The sequence below is a fragment of the Pseudomonas sp. PvP001 genome, assembly GCF_040546375.1.
Taxonomy (GTDB): Bacteria; Pseudomonadota; Gammaproteobacteria; order Pseudomonadales; family Pseudomonadaceae; genus Aquipseudomonas; species Aquipseudomonas coleopterorum.
Genome location: NZ_JBEPNQ010000001.1, coordinates 3,976,846 through 3,994,582 on the forward strand (window position 1 = coordinate 3,976,846; position 17,737 = coordinate 3,994,582).

The window sequence follows — 17,737 nt, forward strand, 5'->3', positions numbered from 1 at the left end:
ATGGAGGTTTGTATGGCTCTTTCTGAATCGCTTTGGCAACAGGCTGCGCAACTTGAACAGGCTCAACAACTGTTGGTTCAGGTTGCTGAAAATCTTGGCTCTTACCAAGGACAGGACTGGACTGATGAAATATCGGCGAGCCGCCGATCTGTTCAGTCCGCGCAACTGTCAATCAATGCAGGTATTGAGGCGCACATCGAAGACGATCAATGTATCCACGACTGGCTGCTGCAAAGCCTGGCCAATGCGGCGGCCTCTTCGCTGGTCGACGGTGCTCTGGTAGAACGCATCGGCAGGCTGCTACCGGATGCGGTATGGATCAAGCGCCATGCGGCCCCGAATGAAGACGCTGACTTTGTTGATCGGCATCGGCACGCCTTGCTCATTGGCAAGGGAAGCCGGATTCAGTGTGACTCGCTAACGCTGGGGCTGATGGTCATGGCACCCGACGTCCGCTATCCCTTTCACCACCATCCCCCCAGAGAGTTTTACATCGTGCTATCAGAGGGGGAGTGGTACCAGGAGGGCTGCGGTTGGTTTCGGCCCGGGCCCGGTGGGCTGGTTTACAACCCGCAATCGATATTGCACGCCGTGCAGTCTGGCACCGGACCATTCTTGGCGCTATGGGGACTGATGCATACCTAAGCACAGTGATTTTTTTCGCGCCCCAACCGACGTCGGCACTGGACGTCGGGATTTGTCGCACAACCACACGTAACTCCGTGCATCTCCTCACATAACGGACTCCGTCAGCAGTCGATGCGCTAAGGCAAGATCAACGTTGCCATCACATTGGCCACCGAAGTGCTTAGTGGCAACGTTTCTGGATAGCGCTTTGCACAAGTACTATTCATAGCGGTGAGCTTTGTCGCTTTCGATAGCGTCAGCCGCTATCAGCGTGTTACGCATTAAACAAGCCACCGTCATTGGGCCTACGCCACCCGGTACAGGTGTAACGGCGGCTGCGACGGAGCTGACAGCCGCGAAATCCACGTCTCCCACCAGCATTGAACGCCCGTCTTTTTCGACACGATTTATACCCACGTCGATGACGATAGCGCCGGGTTTGATAGCCTCGGCTTTGATGAACTCTGCCTTACCCATAGCAACGACAAGAATGTCAGCCTGACGGCATTCGTTATTGAGGTCCTGAGTTCGGGAATGCACGATTGTCACGGTGCAGTTTTCCTGAAGAAGCAGATTGGCCATTGGCTTGCCGACAATGTTAGACCTGCCCACGACGACGGCTTTTTTTCCGCTCAGGTTGCCGAGCTGGTCCTTCAACATCATCAAGCAACCCAAAGGTGTGCAGGGGACGAGCGAAGCTTTACCTTGGGTTAGCAGCCCAACATTGATGGGGTGGAAACCATCCACGTCTTTGGCTGGATCGATGGCAGTAATGACTTTGGACTCATCGATGTGGGCAGGTAGGGGTAACTGCACCAGGATCCCGTGTACATAGCGATCATTGTTCAGCTTGTCGATCAGCTGCAGCAATTCGGCTTGTGATGTACTGCTGTCAAGCAAGTGTGGAAATGAGTCAATGCCGGATTCCAGCGCTTTTTTCATCTTCGTTTTGACATAGACCTGGCTGGCAGGATCCTGACCCACTAGCACGACGGCAAGGCCTGGGGCTTTGCCGTGCTTTTCGCGAAATGCCCGGGCGCCCAGGGCAACTGATTTGCGCAGCGTTTCAGCAAAATCCCTGCCGTCGATAATGCGGGCCTGGGTGCAAAGGATTTGATCCAGTTGTTGAGTCATCGTCATATCGTTCTATCCTGTCAGCGGTCAGAAGAAACGGCGTCCAAAATTCAGGCAATCGCCCTTTGAGTCATTCAGGCAGCCACGCCAATCTGCGCCGGATGTTCCCTCAGTGTCTGCGCAACAAGATTCCTTGCCGCGCCTCCAGCGCCCTCGACCCCATCCGTTTGAAAGGGCAGTCGGGCAACCTGGCTGGGCTCACGCCAGGTGCGATGAATGCTAAGGTGCTTGAGTAGTCGCTACAAACGATGTATGCGGCCTATATTTATAAGTAAGGCTTATGCGGAGCTATCCATGTCATTGACCAACCTTCAGTTGAACTGGCTACGAACGTTTGAGTCTGTCGGCCGGCATCTGAGCTTTTCCGCAGCGGCCATCGAGCTGAATATGAGTCAGTCGGCAGTAAGCCAGCAGATCAAATTGCTGGAGCACAAACTTGGCAAGCTACTTTTTCAGCGTCAAACCCGTTCGATTCAGCTGACCGTGTCGGGCCGGGCGTACTTGACCGTGGTTAGAGAGGGTCTCTGGCACATGCACCAGGGCATGAACAATATTTTCAGCTCGGTTGCGCAGGGGGTGCTTGAAATCAGCGTGAATAACTCATTTGCCCAGCTCTGGCTCGCACCAAGAATGGAGCGTTTTGCCGAGCTTTACCCGCAGATCTCACTGCGCATGTATGGCGTGAATTGGGAGGCCGATGCGCCGCCAAGTAGCGCGGAGCTTGAGATACGATACGGCGCCGGTAACTGGCAGCAATATGATGTCCAGCAACTGCTTTCCACCGAATTACGCCCCTACTGTTCCCTGGAAGTCGCGGTCAAACTCCGCAACGCGGGAGGGTTATTGAGTCTGGCGCTGATCGACGTGCTGGGAACGCCCAGCGGTTGGAGCGATTGGCTAGCCTCGCACCCGCAGGGTGAGGGGGAAAACTATCAGCGGTTCTACGTCGACAGTTACGCCATCGCCGCAAGCATGGCGATCGAGAGCGCAGGTGTGTGTCTGCTTAATGAAGAGCTGGTCGAAAAGTCCAGGCTTGGCAGGCAACTGGTTTCACCGTTGGACCAGAGCATTGACAGCCTGGCGGGGTTCTATCTGCTCAAGCCCCTTAGTAAACCGCTGTCGGGAGCGGCGCAGGCATTTTGTACTTGGCTGGAATCTGAACTTCATTGACGAATTAGCTCCCCTTATAAAACGGTGATGGATAGATCGTTTGCCGCAAAGTCAGACGCGCTCGTAGCATGAACTCCAGGGGCACGATTCAACGCCGATGGAGGTTGTTATGCAACGTGATTCGATGGAATTCGATGTAGTCGTAGTGGGCGGTGGACCCGCAGGGTTGTCCACCGCGATTCGCCTGCGACAACTGGCGCTTGAAGCTGGACGAGAGTTGTCGGTATGCCTGGTGGAGAAGGGTGCGCAGATCGGTGCACACATTATGTCCGGCGCTGTGTTCGAACCTTCAGCGCTCAACGAATTGTTTCCCGATTGGCGCGAAATGGGGGCGCCGCTGCAAACGCCGGTAAGTTCGGACGAGATTTATTACCTGCCGTCGTCACGGCTATCCATCAAGGTGCCGGGTGTTCTTGCACCCGAGACGATGCACAACGACGGTAACTACATTGTCAGTCTCGGCAACGTCTGTCGCTGGCTCGGCCAGCAAGCTGAAGCATTGGGGGTGGATATTTTCGCTGGCTTTCCCGCTTCTGAAGTTCTGTATGACGAGCAGGGAAGAGTCAAGGGCGTGATCACTGCTGACATGGGAGTTGATTGGTCCGGAAACCACAAAGGTAGTTACACCCCGGGTATCGAGTTGATTGGCAAGCAGACCGTATTTGCAGAAGGTTGCAGAGGTCACCTGGGCAAACAACTTATCCAGCAATATCGGCTCGACGCTGATTCTGATCCGCAGCACTACGGTCTGGGCATCAAGGAAGTCTGGGAAATTCCGGTCGAACAACATGTTCCGGGATTGGTCATTCACAGCACGGGGTGGCCGTTGACCGCAAGCGGCGCGCAAGGTGGCGCATTTATGTATCACCTGGAGGACCGCCAGGTTGTCATCGGCCAAGTCGTGGACCTCAATTACCGCAACCCCTTTCTCTCTCCTTTTGACGAGCTGCAGCAACTCAAACACCACCCGCTCTACGAACAATTCCTGCGGGGTGGGTCACGCATTAGCTACGGTGCACGGGCAATCGCCAAAGGCGGACTCCAGTCATTGCCTAAAATGCACTTTCCGGGTGGCCTATTGATCGGTTGTGACGCCGGCACTTTGAATTTCGCCAAAATCAAAGGCTCGCATACCGCAATGAAGTCCGGAATTCTTGCCGCGCAGACAATCTTCGATGCGCTGTTGGTCGATGACGCGTTTGGCCAGGATCTCGCGGGCTACGCAGCCCGGTTCAAACAGTCATCGATCCATGCAGAGCTGCACCGGCAGCGCAATTTCGGCCCCGCATTACATCGCTTCGGCAGCCTTGGCGGCGCCGCTTATGCGTGGTTCGACCTGAACCTGCTCAAGGGAAAAACGCCTTGGACACTGCGTGATACGCATGCCGATTACGCGACCATGGTCAGCGCCGATCAAGCGAAGATCCTTGATTACCCCAAGCCGGACAATGTGCTGAGCTTTGACAGGAACTCCTCGGTTTACCTGTCTAACACCAACCACGAGGACGATCAGCCCTGCCATTTAATGCTCAAAGACCCGCAATTGCCGATCGCTTTCAACCTCCCGACCTATGCCGAGCCAGCGCAGCGCTACTGTCCTGCAGGGGTGTATGAGGTGGTAGAGGAGGGGGGACAGATGCGTTTTCAGATCAACGCGCAGAACTGTCTGCATTGTAAGACCTGTGACATCAAGGATCCGAGCCAGAATATTATCTGGCGGACCCCAGAGGGAGGCGGAGGTCCTAACTACATCAGCATGTAAGCAAGTCAGACGTTTTCGTACATTGCGAATTACGAGTCGTAAAAATGATTGGATGACTTTCAACCCGGCATATGCCGGGTTTTTTTTCAGCAAAAGCCGACTGTTCATTCTCGTACGGATAAGTAACGCTTATCTGTAGGCAGTAGATAGATCGTTTGTAAGGGGTTATTGAGGCTTCTAACATCCGTCCAAGGCAGTTTTGGTCTTATTCGGAGGTAGCTATGAAGGTGCTGGTGGCGGTGAAGCGGGTGTTGGACGCCAACGTCAAAGTCCGGGTTAAGGCGGATGAATCTGACGTGGAATTGAGCAATGTAAAAATGTCGATCAATCCTTTTTGTGAGATCGCGGTCGAGGCGGCGTTGCAACTGAGAGAGAGGGGGCAAGCCAGTGAAGTTGTCGCAGTATCGGTGGGGCCCGATGTTTGCCAGGAACAGTTGCGTACAGCGCTGGCAATGGGGGCGGACCGCGCCGTGCTGATCAAATCCAAAAGTGATCTTGAACCGTTGGCCATCGCCAAGTTGCTCAACGTGGTGGTCAAGCGCGAAGCACCCGGCATCGTGCTGCTGGGCAAACAGTCTATTGATGGAGACAACAATCAGACGGGCCAGATGCTGTCCGCTTTGATGGGCAGTTCTCAAGGCGCTTTCGCCTCCAACATTCAAGTGGTTGGGGAGTGGGTCAACGTAACCCGGGAAGTTGACGGCGGTCTGGAAACTCGCAGTCTTCGGCTCCCGGCCGTCATTACAGCTGACTTGCGCCTGAACGAGCCGCGCTACGCGTCGCTGCCCAACATCATGAAAGCCAAGAAAAAGCCGCTGGAAATTATCCAAGGCGATGAGCTGGGCGTTGACGTCGCTCCACGACTGAAAGTCATCAAGGTGAGCGCACCGCAAGAGCGCATGGCTGGCGTTCTCGTGAGCAGTGTGGAAGAACTGGTTCAAAAGCTGAAGAACGAAGCGGGGGTGATCTGATGGCTGTTTTGTTGATTGCTGAGCACCACGATGGCGTGCTCAAGCTGGCAACCTTGAACGCATTGACCGCCGCCGCGCGCTTTGATGGTTCAGTTGCAGTGCTGGTCGCCGGGAAGCACGCAGGTCGTATCGCGGAAGAAATCGCAACTTACACCGGGGTCAATCAGGTGTTCATCGCTGATGCACCGGCCTATGCAGACCAGGGGGTCGAAAATGTGGCGGCGTTGGTGACCGAATTGGTGAACACATCAACTTACAGCCATGTACTGGCCGCTTCGACAGCCTATGGCAAAAACCTGTTGCCGCGCGTCGCGGCATTGCTTGATGTGGCCCAGATCAGCGACGTGGTGGATATCATCTCAAACAGTCGCTTTGTTCGTCCGTTTTATGCCGGTAATGCCTTGGCCACCATTGAAAGTGTTGATCCCGTAAAGGTTCTGACGGTACGCACCACGGCATTTGCAGCAGCCGAAAAATCAGGCTTCAGTGCTGCAGTCACTGCACTGACACTTGCCCACGAAACTGGCCTCTCCAGATTCGTCAACGCCGACTTCAGTGTGAGTGAGCGGGTTGAGTTGACCTCCGCCAAGATCATCGTTTCGGGAGGTCGCGGGATGGGCAGCGGGGCAAATTTCGCACTGTTGGAAAGTGTCGCCGACAAGCTAGGCGCGGCGGTTGGAGCATCCCGGGCCGCTGTCGATGCCGGATTTGTGTCCAACGACATGCAAGTCGGACAAACCGGCAAGATTGTCGCGCCCCAGCTGTATATCGCGGTGGGTATCTCAGGGGCCATCCAGCATTTGGCGGGTATGAAGGATTCAAAAATCATTGTTGCGATCAACAAGGATCAAGACGCCCCGATTTTCCGTATCGCCGATTACGGCCTGGTTGCCGATCTTTTCGAAGCTGTTCCTGCGCTTGAAGCTGCATTGTCTTGAGGACCCTGAAATGAGTACAAAGCGTACCTATACCTTCGCCTTCGATTGTCCTGATCGTGTAGGGATCATTACTCGCACAGCCGGGCTGTTTGCCAATCACGGCGGTTGGGTTGAAGAAGCGTCTCAGTTTTCCGATGAGGAAAGTAACCGCTTCTTCAGTCGCATGGTGGTGCGCGCCGATTCGCTTCCCTTTGATATGGAGGTGTTGCGCAGCAAGGTTGAGCCGATTGCTCTGGAAATGAACATGAACTGGCGGCTGGTGGACAGTGATCAGCATAAACGTGTGGTTTTGATGTGCAGCAAGGGCTCGCACTGTATGACGGACTTGTTGGATCGCTGGAAGACCGGAGATTTGGTCTGTGACATCGCTTGCGTAATTTCAAACCACGAAGACTTGCGCAGCCTGGTGGAGTGGTACGGCATTCCTTTTGAGTACGTGCCAGTGGACAAGGAAAACAAGTCAGCAGGCTTTGCCCGGACCGAACGTGTGATTGATGAATACCGCGCCGACTGCATTGTATTGGCGCGCTACATGCAAATTCTTCCTCAGAACCTATGCGAAAAATACCGGCATAAGGTCATCAATATTCACCATAGCTTTCTACCGTCATTCATCGGTGCCAAGCCCTACCACCAGGCCTCTCGACGCGGCGTGAAGCTGATCGGCGCGACTTGTCACTACGTCACCGAGGACCTCGATGAGGGGCCGATCATTGAGCAGGACGTTGCCCGGGTCAGCCATGAGCAAACGGTCGATGACCTGGTCAGGCTTGGCAAGGACGTCGAGAAGACTGTATTGGCGCGGGGGCTTCGAAACCATCTTGAAGACCGCGTGCTGGTGTATGGCAATAAAACCGTCGTTTTATAACCCAACTATCGAGTCGGTTGCCGGTTCGGCAACAGGCCTTGGAGTTTCACATGAGCAATAGCATCCCGAGTTCAGCTCGCGTAGTCATCGTCGGTGGTGGGGTAATCGGTTGTAGTGTTGCCTATCACCTGACCAAATTGGGTATCAAAGACGTGGTATTGCTGGAGCGCAAAACGCTGACCTGCGGTACCACCTGGCACGCGGCCGGCCTGGTGCCGACTCTGCGGGCCACTTACAACATGAGCATGCTGGCCAAATACAGTGCCGGTTTGTATGAAGGTCTTGAGGCGGAAACCGGACAAGCAACGGGATTTGTTCGAAATGGTTCGCTGAGCATCGCTACTCACCAAGAGCGTTTCACCGAACTCAAACGTGGTGCGTCAATGGCCAAATTATGCGGCTTCCCTTGCGAGGTGGTGAATCCTGAGCAAGCGCTGGATCTATGGCCGCTGCTGAACATTGATGACATCGTTGGCGGTGTATATCTGCCACTGGACGGCGTGGTGAATCCGGTGGACGTGACCCAGGCGCTGGCCAAGGGCGCTCGCCTGGGCGGTGCGCGCATCATCGAGAACACACAGGTTCTGGACATCAAGATCAAGGACGGGAAAGCTGCAGGGGTAGTAACTGCCCAAGGCGATATAGACGCGGAGTTCGTGGTCAATTGCGCAGGCATGTGGGCGCGCAATTTTGGTAAGAAGGCGGGGGTAAACATCCCTCTGCACGCGGCGGAACACTATTACGTTGTGACCGAGCCAATGCCGGAAATCAACGGCATCATGCTGCCCACCCTGCGCGACCTGGACAACTACAACTACTTCAAGACTGATGCCGGCAAACTGCTGGTGGGTACGTTCGAGCCCAACGCCAAGCCTTGGGGTCATGAGGGCATTCCCGACAGTTTCTGCTTTGATGAATTGCCTCCTGATCTTGACCATCTTGAACCCTACCTTGAAGCGGCCATCCGGCGTATTCCAGCAATGGAAAAGACCGGTCTGCAAGTATTCTTTAACGGACCGGAAAGCTTTACCCCGGACGATCGCTACCACTTGGGAGAAGCGCCTGAGCTGCGTAATTACTTTGTCGCTGCCGGTTTCAACTCGATCGGGATTCAGTCGGCAGGTGGTGCCGGTAAAGTCCTGGCGGAGTGGATCGCAAAAGGCCATGCGCCGATGGATCTTTGGGACGTTGATATCAAGCGCAATATGCCGTTCCAGGGCAACTCACAATACTTGTATGACCGCACTACTGAAGGCCTGGGTCTGCTGTATGCGATGCATTGGCCATTCCGTCAGTTTGAAACTGCACGGAACGCCCGCAAAAGTATTCTCCACGATCGCCTCGTCGCAGCGAATGCCTGCTACGGCGAAGTCGTGGGCTGGGAGCGCGCAAACTTTTTCGCCCCTGAAGGCGTCAAGCCTGAATACGGATACAGTTGGGGCAAACAGAATTGGTTCGATTGGTCGGCAACCGAACACCTGGCAGTGCGCAAGGCAGTAGGGTTGTTCGATCAAAGTTCCTTCGCCAAAATCATGGTGCAAGGTCGCGATGCGATGTCGGTGTTGAACCGAATCTGCAGTAACAATATCGATGTTGAGGTCGGCAGGATCGTTTATACCCAATGGCTCAACGAGCGGGGCGGCATCGAAGCGGATCTGACCGTCACACGGCTGGAGAAAGAATCTTTCCTGATCGTCACCGGTCCATGGACACAGACTCGTGAATTGAACTGGTTGCGGCGCAATACGCCGGCGCAGGCAAACGTGGTGATTACTGATGTCACCTCGTCCATGGCGGTAATCAGCATCATGGGCCCCAACGCCCGCAATCTCTTGCAACCGCTTACCACCGATGACCTTTCCAATGACGGGTTCCCGTTCGCAACCTCCCGAGAAATCGAGTTGGGCTACGCCCGAGTGCGTGCCTCGCGTATCACCTACGTCGGAGAATTGGGCTGGGAACTCTATATTCCTACCGAGTTTGCACCTGATGTATTTGACCGAATCGTTGCTGCCGGTGCGCCGCACGGGCTGAAACTCTGTGGCTACCATGCATTGAATTCGCTGCGCATCGAGAAGGGCTATCGCCACTTTGGTCATGACGTAATGGAGGAGGACACTCCATTTGAGGCTGGTCTGTCCTTCGCTTCAGATTTCAATAAGGAGGGTGGTTTTATCGGCAAGGAAGCGTTGCTCAAGCAGAAAGCCGAGGGCGTTAAAAAACGTATGGTGCTGTTCAAGTTCCTGGACCCCGAGGCTACCAGTTACCACGAAGAGCCGATTTTCCGAAATGGAGAAATCGTCGGCCGCACCACGTCCGGTATGTACGGTCATTTTATCGGCGGCAACGTAGCGATGGGGTATGTGTGTAATGATGCAGGTGTGAGCGCTGATTGGGTCAAGGAGGGCAAGTACGCAATTGAAATTGCGGCGCAAAAATATGAGGTCGAAGCGAGCCTGCGCGCTTTCTATGATCCAGAGATGACAAACATCAAGTGCTGACAAGCTAGCGCTAACCTGTGCAGATGAATGGCACAAGGGAGCGTGAGCAGTGGAAAAACTAATCGATTACATCGCAGCGGTTGTTGTATGGCCGCTGTGTACCGATGGGTTTAGCAAGCGCTGAATCAATGGCTGGGCAAGTAATAGTAGTACCCTCGCAGCTACAAAGGATTTTCACAGCCATGTCGACGTTGGTATATCTAGGGTTGGGGAGTAATCACGAACGGGAGTTGAACCTGCAATACGCACTGGATTTTCTCTGTGCATTACTGAGTGATGGACGATGTTCTCCGGTGTACGCCTCAGCGCCGATGGGTGTACGCGGTCGTGCATTTTTTAATCTGGTGATGTGCGGAAAAACTGATTTATCGCTGGAACAACTTTCTCGATTGATCAAGCGTTTCGAGTCGAAATACTTACGTCGATGCAAGCCATACCTGGTAATGCCTATTGATATTGACGTACTTCTATATGGCCGTTACGTCGGTGAGTTCAAAGGGGGCGTTTTGCCGAGACGTGATCTTGTCGAAAGTCCCTACGTCATGCTACCGATTTCCATGCTAGCTCCTCACGATACTCATCCCTTGTCTGGTATGACGTTCAGCGATATCTGGCGGGCGTTTGAGCATCAGGTGGCCCGGAAAAACCGACCGGTGATGGTGAAGACATCGAAGTACATCAGAATGGTCTTGCCAGCAGCTCAGTCCACTCAGTACTCCGACCTGGCCTTTGATTCAAGCTATTAATTGGAGACACTGTAACGAATTGTCGAACTTTCAACAGCGTACTGACGAATTAATGGGGGTGTTGATGAAGTGCAACGCTATGGAGCGCGATGTCATCGTAAGAGGAGGATTGAATCGGCCACAAGCGGTCTCACACGAATGCTTTTATTGAGCAAATGGCAACCTTTAGAGCCATAAAAACTCGGATCTAGCGAAGAGAGGCACCGTCATATGGTGGCTTGTATTTCGGAGTCTGGGTCATGTACCGATTCGACATGCTTTGTTTTGCAAGATTGATTGCGTCCAGTTGGCTTTGAGTCGAAGCAGATTACCTAGTCCGAAGCCTACGCGCCGGCCTCTTAATACCCTAAAAAAACAAGTAAAGAATTAGGTCATTACTCGCCTCGGCAAGATAACAAACCACCTAGATTTCAACAGATCGGACACTAGATTTGAACCTCGTTCCCAACTTTCTAATAGTTTATCTGTATCATCAATCGATGGGGGCTCGCGCCGCGTTTTGCCGCAACTGGTTTACGTAGTTCGCCCATTGCTGAGCCGCCTCCCGGCGTCGCACTAGCATTTGAGTGCGGGGATATACAGCTCCAGCGCACTTGGCATACGGTGAGATAGCGAGAGTTCGAGCACGATTGGGTCAATACGCACGTGCTTGTGAGCGATGGTTCGGTACGTGGCACGAAAGCCGTGAGCAGTGATGTCACACTCCGGCCAGATACGCTGAAAGGACTTGAGCATGGGGGTCGGATTGATGGGGCGACCCGGATAGACCGGCGAGACGAACACCCGGCCCCTTCATTCACCACGCATGTTTTAGGTAGTTTGCGTAGCAGAACCAAGGCTTGTTCAGGCGGCGGCACGATGTGTTTGCTCTTGTCCAGATGCTTGGTCTTGCTCACCACATAACGCCAATCGGTGCCCACCAAGTCGACATCTTCCTAGCGCATCTAGACCAGTTCGCCTGGGCGGACCTGCAAACTGACCCGCAGGCGCATTGCGGTTGCACTGCTGCCGTCGTTGCAGTCATCAAGGCGTAGACGAAGCCTGCCCAGGTCGGATGGCTTTTCGATCGCCGGGTTGCTGGTCACGATGTGGCGAATCTTCAAATCCTCAATGTTGCTGAGCGCCACGTTGCGCTCTAACCTGCCGCGACCTTCGGCAAAGCCCCGAACGGCGCGGATGATGGTACGCACGCGCCGGGCCATGGCCACGGTGTGCTGACGGCGCAACTCAGTAATGATCGTAGTGACGTGCTCCAACTTGATCTCGCTGATCGGTTTTTTGCCAATGGCAGGCAAAATGTGGTTGTTCAGCCATGCTGCTAAGGACCTTAGGCTGAGCCTGCGCACCTCCAGCATTCGTATTGACTTCTGCACCAACCAGCTTGATGAAAACCGGCTAATGGTCAGCTGTCCGTCCGGTCCGCCCAAGCTAAGCCCAAGGCGACTGGTTACTCGCTATGATCCCGCGAGTCATCTCAATCAAGGGCCGGCTTCGGACGGGCAGCGAAGATGACGTCGACGTCTTCAAAACGGATGATGCTCATGCGTCACCTCTTCTCAGGGTTTCACGTTGCCTGCAGATGCGGTCGAGCGTGATCGCCAGCAGCACGATCGCTAGGCCCGCTTCGAAACCCATCGAGATATCGGCGGTGTTCAACGCATTGACCACCGGCTTGCCAAGCCCGTCCGCCCCCACCAGGGCGGCGATCACCACCATGGAAAGCGACAACATGATGCATTGGGTAATGCCGGCGGCGATGCTTGGCATGGCGTGGGGCAGTTCGATACGTGCAAATAATTGGCGGCGCGAACAGCCAAAAGCCTTGCCGGCATCCATCAACGCTTCAGGTACGTCACAGATGCCCAGGTAGGTCAGGCGAATAGGCGCGGCGATGGCGAAGACCACCGTGGATATCAGCCCCGGGACGACCCCCAGGCCGAAAAGCGTTAGGGTAGGGATCAGATAGACAAAGGTGGGGACGGTTTGCATCAGGTCGAGGATGGGCCGCAGGGTCGCATAGAACCAGGGTCGATGTGCCGCGACAATGCCCAGCGGTACGCCGATGACCACGCAGACCAGTGTGGCGAAGCTCACCTGTGCGAGGGTCTCGAGGGTCTCCTGCCAATAGCCGAGATTAAGGATCAGCAGGGACGAGAACGCAACGAAAAGGGTGAGGCTCACCTTGCGTTGGATGTAGTACGCAAGCAGGGCAAATACAGCGATCAACACCAAGGGGTTGAACCAGAAGAGCGTCTTGGTCAATGCAGTGATGACGCCAGACAGCGACATTGAGATGGCGTCGAAAATACCGGCGCCATGTTGAGTCAACCATTCCACATACCGGGCGATATGTTCGCCTAGTGGAAGCTTATCTTGTGTAAGCCACATATCACTCGTCCTGCTGAAGGAAAGAAACAGCACTCAAGCAATCGCCCGGGCGAAGCTTCGTGCGCCAGGTTTACAGGCAACACAAAGCCACTTTGCGAGGCGCCGCGTAAGCAGTTATCTAAGTTTGGGCAGGAGATGAATAACAGAAGATATGTGTGAAAACGCGAGTCGGCCCGGCTCTCTTGGGCCGGATGTCGAAGGTCTTTCGCAGGTGTGCATTGCAGGATTCATAGTGGCAGCTCGTTATTGTTTTGGTTTGGAGTCCGTTGCCTGGGGAGATAATTATCCAAGTGCTTTTTGCTGACAAACCATTTTATGTCAGTGTCTCATGAGTTTTTCTCATTAATCATTTGTCACTTCCGAAAGAAATAAGTCGATTAAATGTACTTCGGTGTACATTTGGCACTCATAAGCGTACATTTACGCCACGCATTATTGAAAGAAGGTAAACAGAATGCCTCAGTTAGGAAAGGCACGCGGCAAGGCCCAGGACGCGGGCTGGCGGGGTTCGCCGGAGGGCTGGCTGGAAGCGGCCTATGAGGCTCTAAAGGAGTCGGGCATCGATGCGGTTCGGGTTATGCCGCTGGCGAAGCAACTGGGCTTGTCACGCACCAGCTTTTACTGGTTTTTCGAGGACCGCGAGCAACTGCTGGCGGCATTGCTGTCGCGTTGGCGGGAAACCAATACAGGGGGGCTGATACGTCAAAGTGAAAGCTATGCCGAAAGCATTTCCGAGGCGATCCTGAATGTGTTCGAGTGTTGGCTAAACCCGCAATTGTTCGACTCGCAATTCGAGTTTGCCGTGCGCAGTTGGGCGCTTCAGTCCGCTGAAGTGGCCCAGGAAGTGGCTGTGGTTGACGAACAGCGAATGAACGCCTTGGCACACATGTTCAAGCGCTTTGGCTATGACAGCGAGGGCGCTGACGCTCGGGCCCGAACGATCTATCTGACGCAGATCGGTTACATCACCATGAACACGACAGAGCTGATCACTGTACGCTTCGAGCGCATCCCTCATTACGTGAGCATCTTCACTGGCAAAGCCCCCAAGCAGCGTGAGCTGGATCGGTTCTACGGGAAGTTCGGATATGCCGAAAAAGAGCCTGGGCTCTTCGTTCCCTTGACGGACACTTTCGAAAGCAATAGCGATGATCAATAACACCTTGGGGATTATTGGCGGCACCGGCTGGTTGGGCGGCGCGATTGCCAGAGCGGTCCTGGTGAAGGGACTGGTGCCAGCGGCAAGTCTGATCATTTCCAATCGCTCGGGCAACCATCCGTTGGCTGAACAAGGCGCTTGCCTGGTCGCGGACAACCAGGCGTTAGTGGATCGCAGCGACGTAGTGATCATCGCAGTGCGCCCCGAGCATTTTGCCAGTCTGAATATCAACGCGACGGGTAAAACCGTTATTTCTTTGATGGCCGGGATTAGCGCACAGGCAATTGCCGCACAGACTTCGACTTCGGCGGTGATGCGAGCGATGCCCAACGCGGCGGTAGAAATTGGGCAATCCTTTACGCCTTGGTATTGTTTTGCAGAGGTAGCGGCAACGACGAAAAGCTTCGTCCAGAGCGTGTTCGAATGCGTGGGCACGGCGGCAGAGGTACAGCAAGAAGACTTCATCGACTACCTATCGGCGCTCTCTGGCACGGGCCCGGCTTTCCCTGCCTTGTTGATGACGGCGCTGGCCAATCAGGCAATGGCAGCCGGTATTCCCGCCGATATCGCGCAACTCGCCGCGAAAAATGTCGTGGTCAACAGCAGTCAATTGCTGGTCAGTCACAATGCTCAACAGATGATCGACGCCTTGGTAGCCTACCGTGGGGTGACGGCCGCTGCCTTGCAGGTGATGATCCATGGGCACTTCGAGGAGCAGATCGGCGAGGCGCTGCGAGAAGGTGCTGCCGTTGCCCGCCGAGGACTTGAAGCCTAATGAACCGAAGCCCCTTCACAGAGACTTCGGTGAGCGGTGTATTTACTCCGCTTTGAAGCAGTACACAGCCAGCTTGTTCCCGTCCAGGTCACGAGTGTAGGCGGCGTAGGCGTTCTCAGCCCAGCTACGAGGGCCAGGCAGGCCTTCGCAGACGCCGCCGTTTGCCAAGGCGGCCGTATGGAACGCCTGGACCGCAGCGCGGTTCGGTGCTTCGAAGCTCACTGTGACACCGTTGCCGATGGTGGCCGCACTGCCGTTGGCCGGGTTGAGGACAAAGAACGACGGCTTGTCGACGCCCCAGATGGAGCCGGCATCGTCGAGATCGGCAACACGCGTGAGGCCGATCTCTTTCAAGGTGGCGTCATAGAACGCACGTGCTTTTGCCAGGTTGTTGGTGCCAACGGTCACGTGGGTAAAAACAGACATCGTGATTTCCTTTCTATGGGCTATTGGGATGTTCGGAGGAATATGTAATCGCGGAAATGCGGTCAAATGTCCTTGAGCAACCGCAGCGCATCGTAGATGGCCGCGTGGGTGTTACGTGCCGACACCGCGTCGCCGATCCGGAATAGCTGGAAGCGGCCCTCAGGGTTGGTCACGATATTTTGGGTTTTTCCGGCGATCAGATCGTGCTGTTCCACCGCGCCGTTATTGCTCGAATGCGGGCGCAACTCGAAGTACAAATCGTCCAGAGGCAGGGTGCCGTGGTTGATCACTACCTGATCGACTACCTGCTGTTTGTGCACTTGGCCATAGTCGCTACCGAAGTTGGCCAGCAACTGACCGTCGCGTTTCTCTACTGAATCGACCCGATAGGTGACCGTGAAGGTGACGTTCAGGTCTTGCAGGCTGCGCATGTAAGGCACCAGGTTCATCGCCATCACCTCCGGCGCAAACGACCGGTCCGGTGTCACGATCTCCAGTTTGGCACCGCTATTGGCGATGACCTCGGCCGCCTGTAGCGCCGCGTGGTCGCCGGCATCGTCGAAGATCAGCACGTTCTGGCCTGGCTTGACGTCTCCGGAAATGATGTCCCAGGTCGACACTACCAAGTCATTGCCCTGCTTGAGCACCTCGGTATGTGGCAAGCCGCCGGTGGCGACGATCACAACGTCCGGTGCTTCGGCCATGACTGTCTCGGCCTCGGCCCAGGTGTTGAAATGGAACTTCACTCCCAGCCGTTCGCATTGCGTCATGCGCCAATCAATGATGCTGATCATCTCGCGGCGACGTTCGTTCTGCGCGGTCAGGCGGATCTGGCCGCCAGGTTGGTCAGCCACCTCGAACACCGTAACATCATGGCCACGCTCACCGGCGACCCGTGCCGCTTCCAGGCCCGCCGGGCCGGTGCCGATCACCACCACTTTACGCTTGACCGGCGCCTTGGGAATTTCGTGGGGCATGGTGGTTTCGCGCCCGGTGGCGGCGTTGTGGATGCAATACGCAGCACCGCCCTGATAGATGCGGTCCAGGCAGTAGTTGGCGCCGACGCAGGGGCGGATCTCCTCTTCACGCTTCTCGATAATCTTGCGCACGATGTGTGGGTCGGTCATGTGCGCCCGGGTCATGCCAATCATGTCCGCCTTGCCGGAGGCGATGGCGTGTCGAGCCGTGGCGACGTCCGGTATCTTGGCCGCATGGAACGTCGGGAAACCGGTGGCCGAGCGAATCTCACCGGCAAAATCCAGATGCGGCGAGTTGCGCATGCCCTGGATGGGGATCACGTCGGTGAGGCCGGCATCGGTATCAATGTGCCCGCGCACGACGTTGAGAAAGTCCACCAGCCCACTGTCCTTGAGCATGTGGGAAATCTGGAGGCCATCGCTGGCACCGAATCCACCGGGCAGGTCTTCATCGCCGGTGTAGCGCACTCCGAGCAAGAAGTCTTCGCCGCAACGTTTACGGATGCCGCGCAACACATCAAAAGTGAAGCGCATTCTGTTTTCCAGCGAACCACCGTAAGGACCGTCGAGATCGTTGGTCAGTGGCGACCAGAACTGATCCATGAGGTGCCCGTAGGCCTGCAGTTCCAGGCCATCGAGACCGGCGGCTTTCATACGTTCGGCAGCATCCACGTAATCCTTGATGATCCGGTCGATGTCCCAGTCTTCCAGTTTTTTCGGGAAAGCCCGGTGTGACGCTTCACGGCGATGGGACGGCGAGACGACCGGCAGCCAGTCAGCCTTGTCCCAACGCGTGCGCCGCCCAAGGTGGGTCAGCTGGATCATCACCGCCGCGCCGTGTTCGTGGCATTCGTCAGTCAGGTCCTTCATCCATTTGACCACTTCGTCCTTGTACGCCAGCACGTTGTTGAACACCGGCGGGCTGTCCCGAGAAACGGCGGCGGAACCCGCGGTCATGGTCAGCGCCACGCCGGCCTTGGCGCGTTCGACGTGATAGGCGCGGTACAGATCCTTCGGCATGCCGTCGACAGGATAAGCGGGCTCATGGGAGGTGGTCATGATCCGGTTCTTGAGGGTCAGGTGTTTGATCTTATAGGGCTGCAACAGAGGATCGCTGGACATGTTGGTGCGCTCCGGGAACAGAACATCAGGCTTGGTTTGACATAACGGTATGTCGAATGTTCATGTATGTCAACGCAAGAGACACACGTGTACATTTTCCTTGCGTGGCGGAAAAGCCGGGATTACCATCCAGTCGAAACAGGGGCGGTCCGGCTTGTGCGGACGGGCATTCC

Annotated in this window: 14 protein-coding genes and 1 pseudogene; 10 read left to right on the forward strand and 5 right to left on the reverse strand. The window is 55.3% G+C overall.

The genetic code is table 11. The annotated features are described in order from the left end of the window. Positions 1-12: 12 nt before the first annotated feature. Positions 13-645: a dimethylsulfonioproprionate lyase family protein gene (locus ABMD26_RS18290; protein ID WP_354311116.1), complete on the forward strand. Its 633-nt coding sequence runs from the start codon at positions 13-15 to the stop codon at positions 643-645. Positions 646-846: 201 nt separating this feature from the next. Here ABMD26_RS18290 and folD read toward each other — a convergent pair whose 3' ends face one another. Continuing rightward, positions 847-1,767 carry a bifunctional methylenetetrahydrofolate dehydrogenase/methenyltetrahydrofolate cyclohydrolase FolD gene (gene folD / locus ABMD26_RS18295; RefSeq protein ID WP_502948323.1) on the reverse strand — a complete coding sequence of 307 codons (921 nt, stop codon included), beginning with the start codon at positions 1,765-1,767 and terminating at the stop codon, positions 847-849. A 288-nt stretch (positions 1,768-2,055) separates the two neighbouring features. On the opposite strand from folD, the gene ABMD26_RS18300 reads away from it, so the two are divergent. The 7 genes from ABMD26_RS18300 (at position 2,056) to folK (ending at position 10,717) form a co-directional block, all read left to right on the forward strand. After that, positions 2,056-2,931: a LysR family transcriptional regulator gene (locus ABMD26_RS18300; protein ID WP_354311120.1), complete on the forward strand. Its 876-nt coding sequence runs from the start codon at positions 2,056-2,058 to the stop codon at positions 2,929-2,931. A 109-nt stretch (positions 2,932-3,040) separates the two neighbouring features. Next, positions 3,041-4,693, forward strand: a complete 1,653-nt coding sequence (locus tag ABMD26_RS18305; protein ID WP_354311122.1) for an electron transfer flavoprotein-ubiquinone oxidoreductase — start codon at positions 3,041-3,043, stop codon at positions 4,691-4,693. 221 nt (positions 4,694-4,914) lie between these two features. Further along, positions 4,915-5,664, forward strand: coding sequence for an electron transfer flavoprotein subunit beta/FixA family protein (locus tag ABMD26_RS18310; protein ID WP_354311124.1), 750 nt, complete (start codon positions 4,915-4,917; stop codon positions 5,662-5,664). Continuing rightward, complete coding sequence (locus tag ABMD26_RS18315) at positions 5,664-6,602, forward strand: electron transfer flavoprotein subunit alpha/FixB family protein (protein ID WP_354311126.1); 939 nt, start codon at positions 5,664-5,666, stop codon at positions 6,600-6,602. The genes ABMD26_RS18310 and ABMD26_RS18315 overlap by 1 nt, the downstream gene beginning before the upstream one ends. Before the next feature lie 10 nt (positions 6,603-6,612). Further along, positions 6,613-7,470 carry a formyltetrahydrofolate deformylase gene (gene purU / locus ABMD26_RS18320; protein ID WP_354311128.1) on the forward strand — a complete coding sequence of 286 codons (858 nt, stop codon included), beginning with the start codon at positions 6,613-6,615 and terminating at the stop codon, positions 7,468-7,470. A 50-nt stretch (positions 7,471-7,520) separates the two neighbouring features. Then, a complete protein-coding gene (locus ABMD26_RS18325) occupies positions 7,521-9,971 on the forward strand; it encodes a GcvT family protein (RefSeq protein WP_354311130.1) in 2,451 nt (816 codons plus the stop codon). Positions 9,972-10,153: 182 nt separating this feature from the next. Then, positions 10,154-10,717: a 2-amino-4-hydroxy-6-hydroxymethyldihydropteridine diphosphokinase gene (gene folK / locus ABMD26_RS18330; RefSeq protein ID WP_354311132.1), complete on the forward strand. Its 564-nt coding sequence runs from the start codon at positions 10,154-10,156 to the stop codon at positions 10,715-10,717. Positions 10,718-11,189: 472 nt separating this feature from the next. Here the strand turns inward: folK and ABMD26_RS18335 are convergent. After that, positions 11,190-12,027 (reverse strand): annotated as a pseudogene (locus ABMD26_RS18335) (tyrosine-type recombinase/integrase); the annotation flags it as partial. Positions 12,028-12,256: 229 nt separating this feature from the next. Beyond that, positions 12,257-13,105: a choline ABC transporter permease subunit gene (gene choW / locus ABMD26_RS18340; protein ID WP_354311134.1), complete on the reverse strand. Its 849-nt coding sequence runs from the start codon at positions 13,103-13,105 to the stop codon at positions 12,257-12,259. Between the two features lie 454 nt (positions 13,106-13,559). Here choW and ABMD26_RS18345 point away from each other — a divergent pair, with 454 nt between their 5' ends. Together ABMD26_RS18345 and ABMD26_RS18350 are read left to right on the forward strand one after the other, a co-directional pair. After that, the gene (locus ABMD26_RS18345; protein ID WP_354311136.1) at positions 13,560-14,264 is read left to right on the forward strand and encodes a TetR/AcrR family transcriptional regulator; all 705 of its coding nucleotides are present in this window, start codon (positions 13,560-13,562) and stop codon (positions 14,262-14,264) included. After that, on the forward strand, positions 14,254-15,039 hold the full coding sequence (locus ABMD26_RS18350; protein WP_354311138.1) for a pyrroline-5-carboxylate reductase family protein: 786 nt from the start codon (positions 14,254-14,256) through the stop codon (positions 15,037-15,039). The genes ABMD26_RS18345 and ABMD26_RS18350 overlap by 11 nt, the downstream gene beginning before the upstream one ends. A 42-nt stretch (positions 15,040-15,081) precedes the next feature. Here ABMD26_RS18350 and ABMD26_RS18355 read toward each other — a convergent pair whose 3' ends face one another. Together ABMD26_RS18355 and ABMD26_RS18360 are read right to left on the reverse strand one after the other, a co-directional pair. Further along, positions 15,082-15,465 carry a VOC family protein gene (locus ABMD26_RS18355; protein WP_354311140.1) on the reverse strand — a complete coding sequence of 128 codons (384 nt, stop codon included), beginning with the start codon at positions 15,463-15,465 and terminating at the stop codon, positions 15,082-15,084. 62 nt (positions 15,466-15,527) lie between these two features. Next, positions 15,528-17,564, reverse strand: coding sequence for an oxidoreductase (locus ABMD26_RS18360; RefSeq protein ID WP_354311142.1), 2,037 nt, complete (start codon positions 17,562-17,564; stop codon positions 15,528-15,530). Positions 17,565-17,737: the final 173 nt, after the last annotated feature.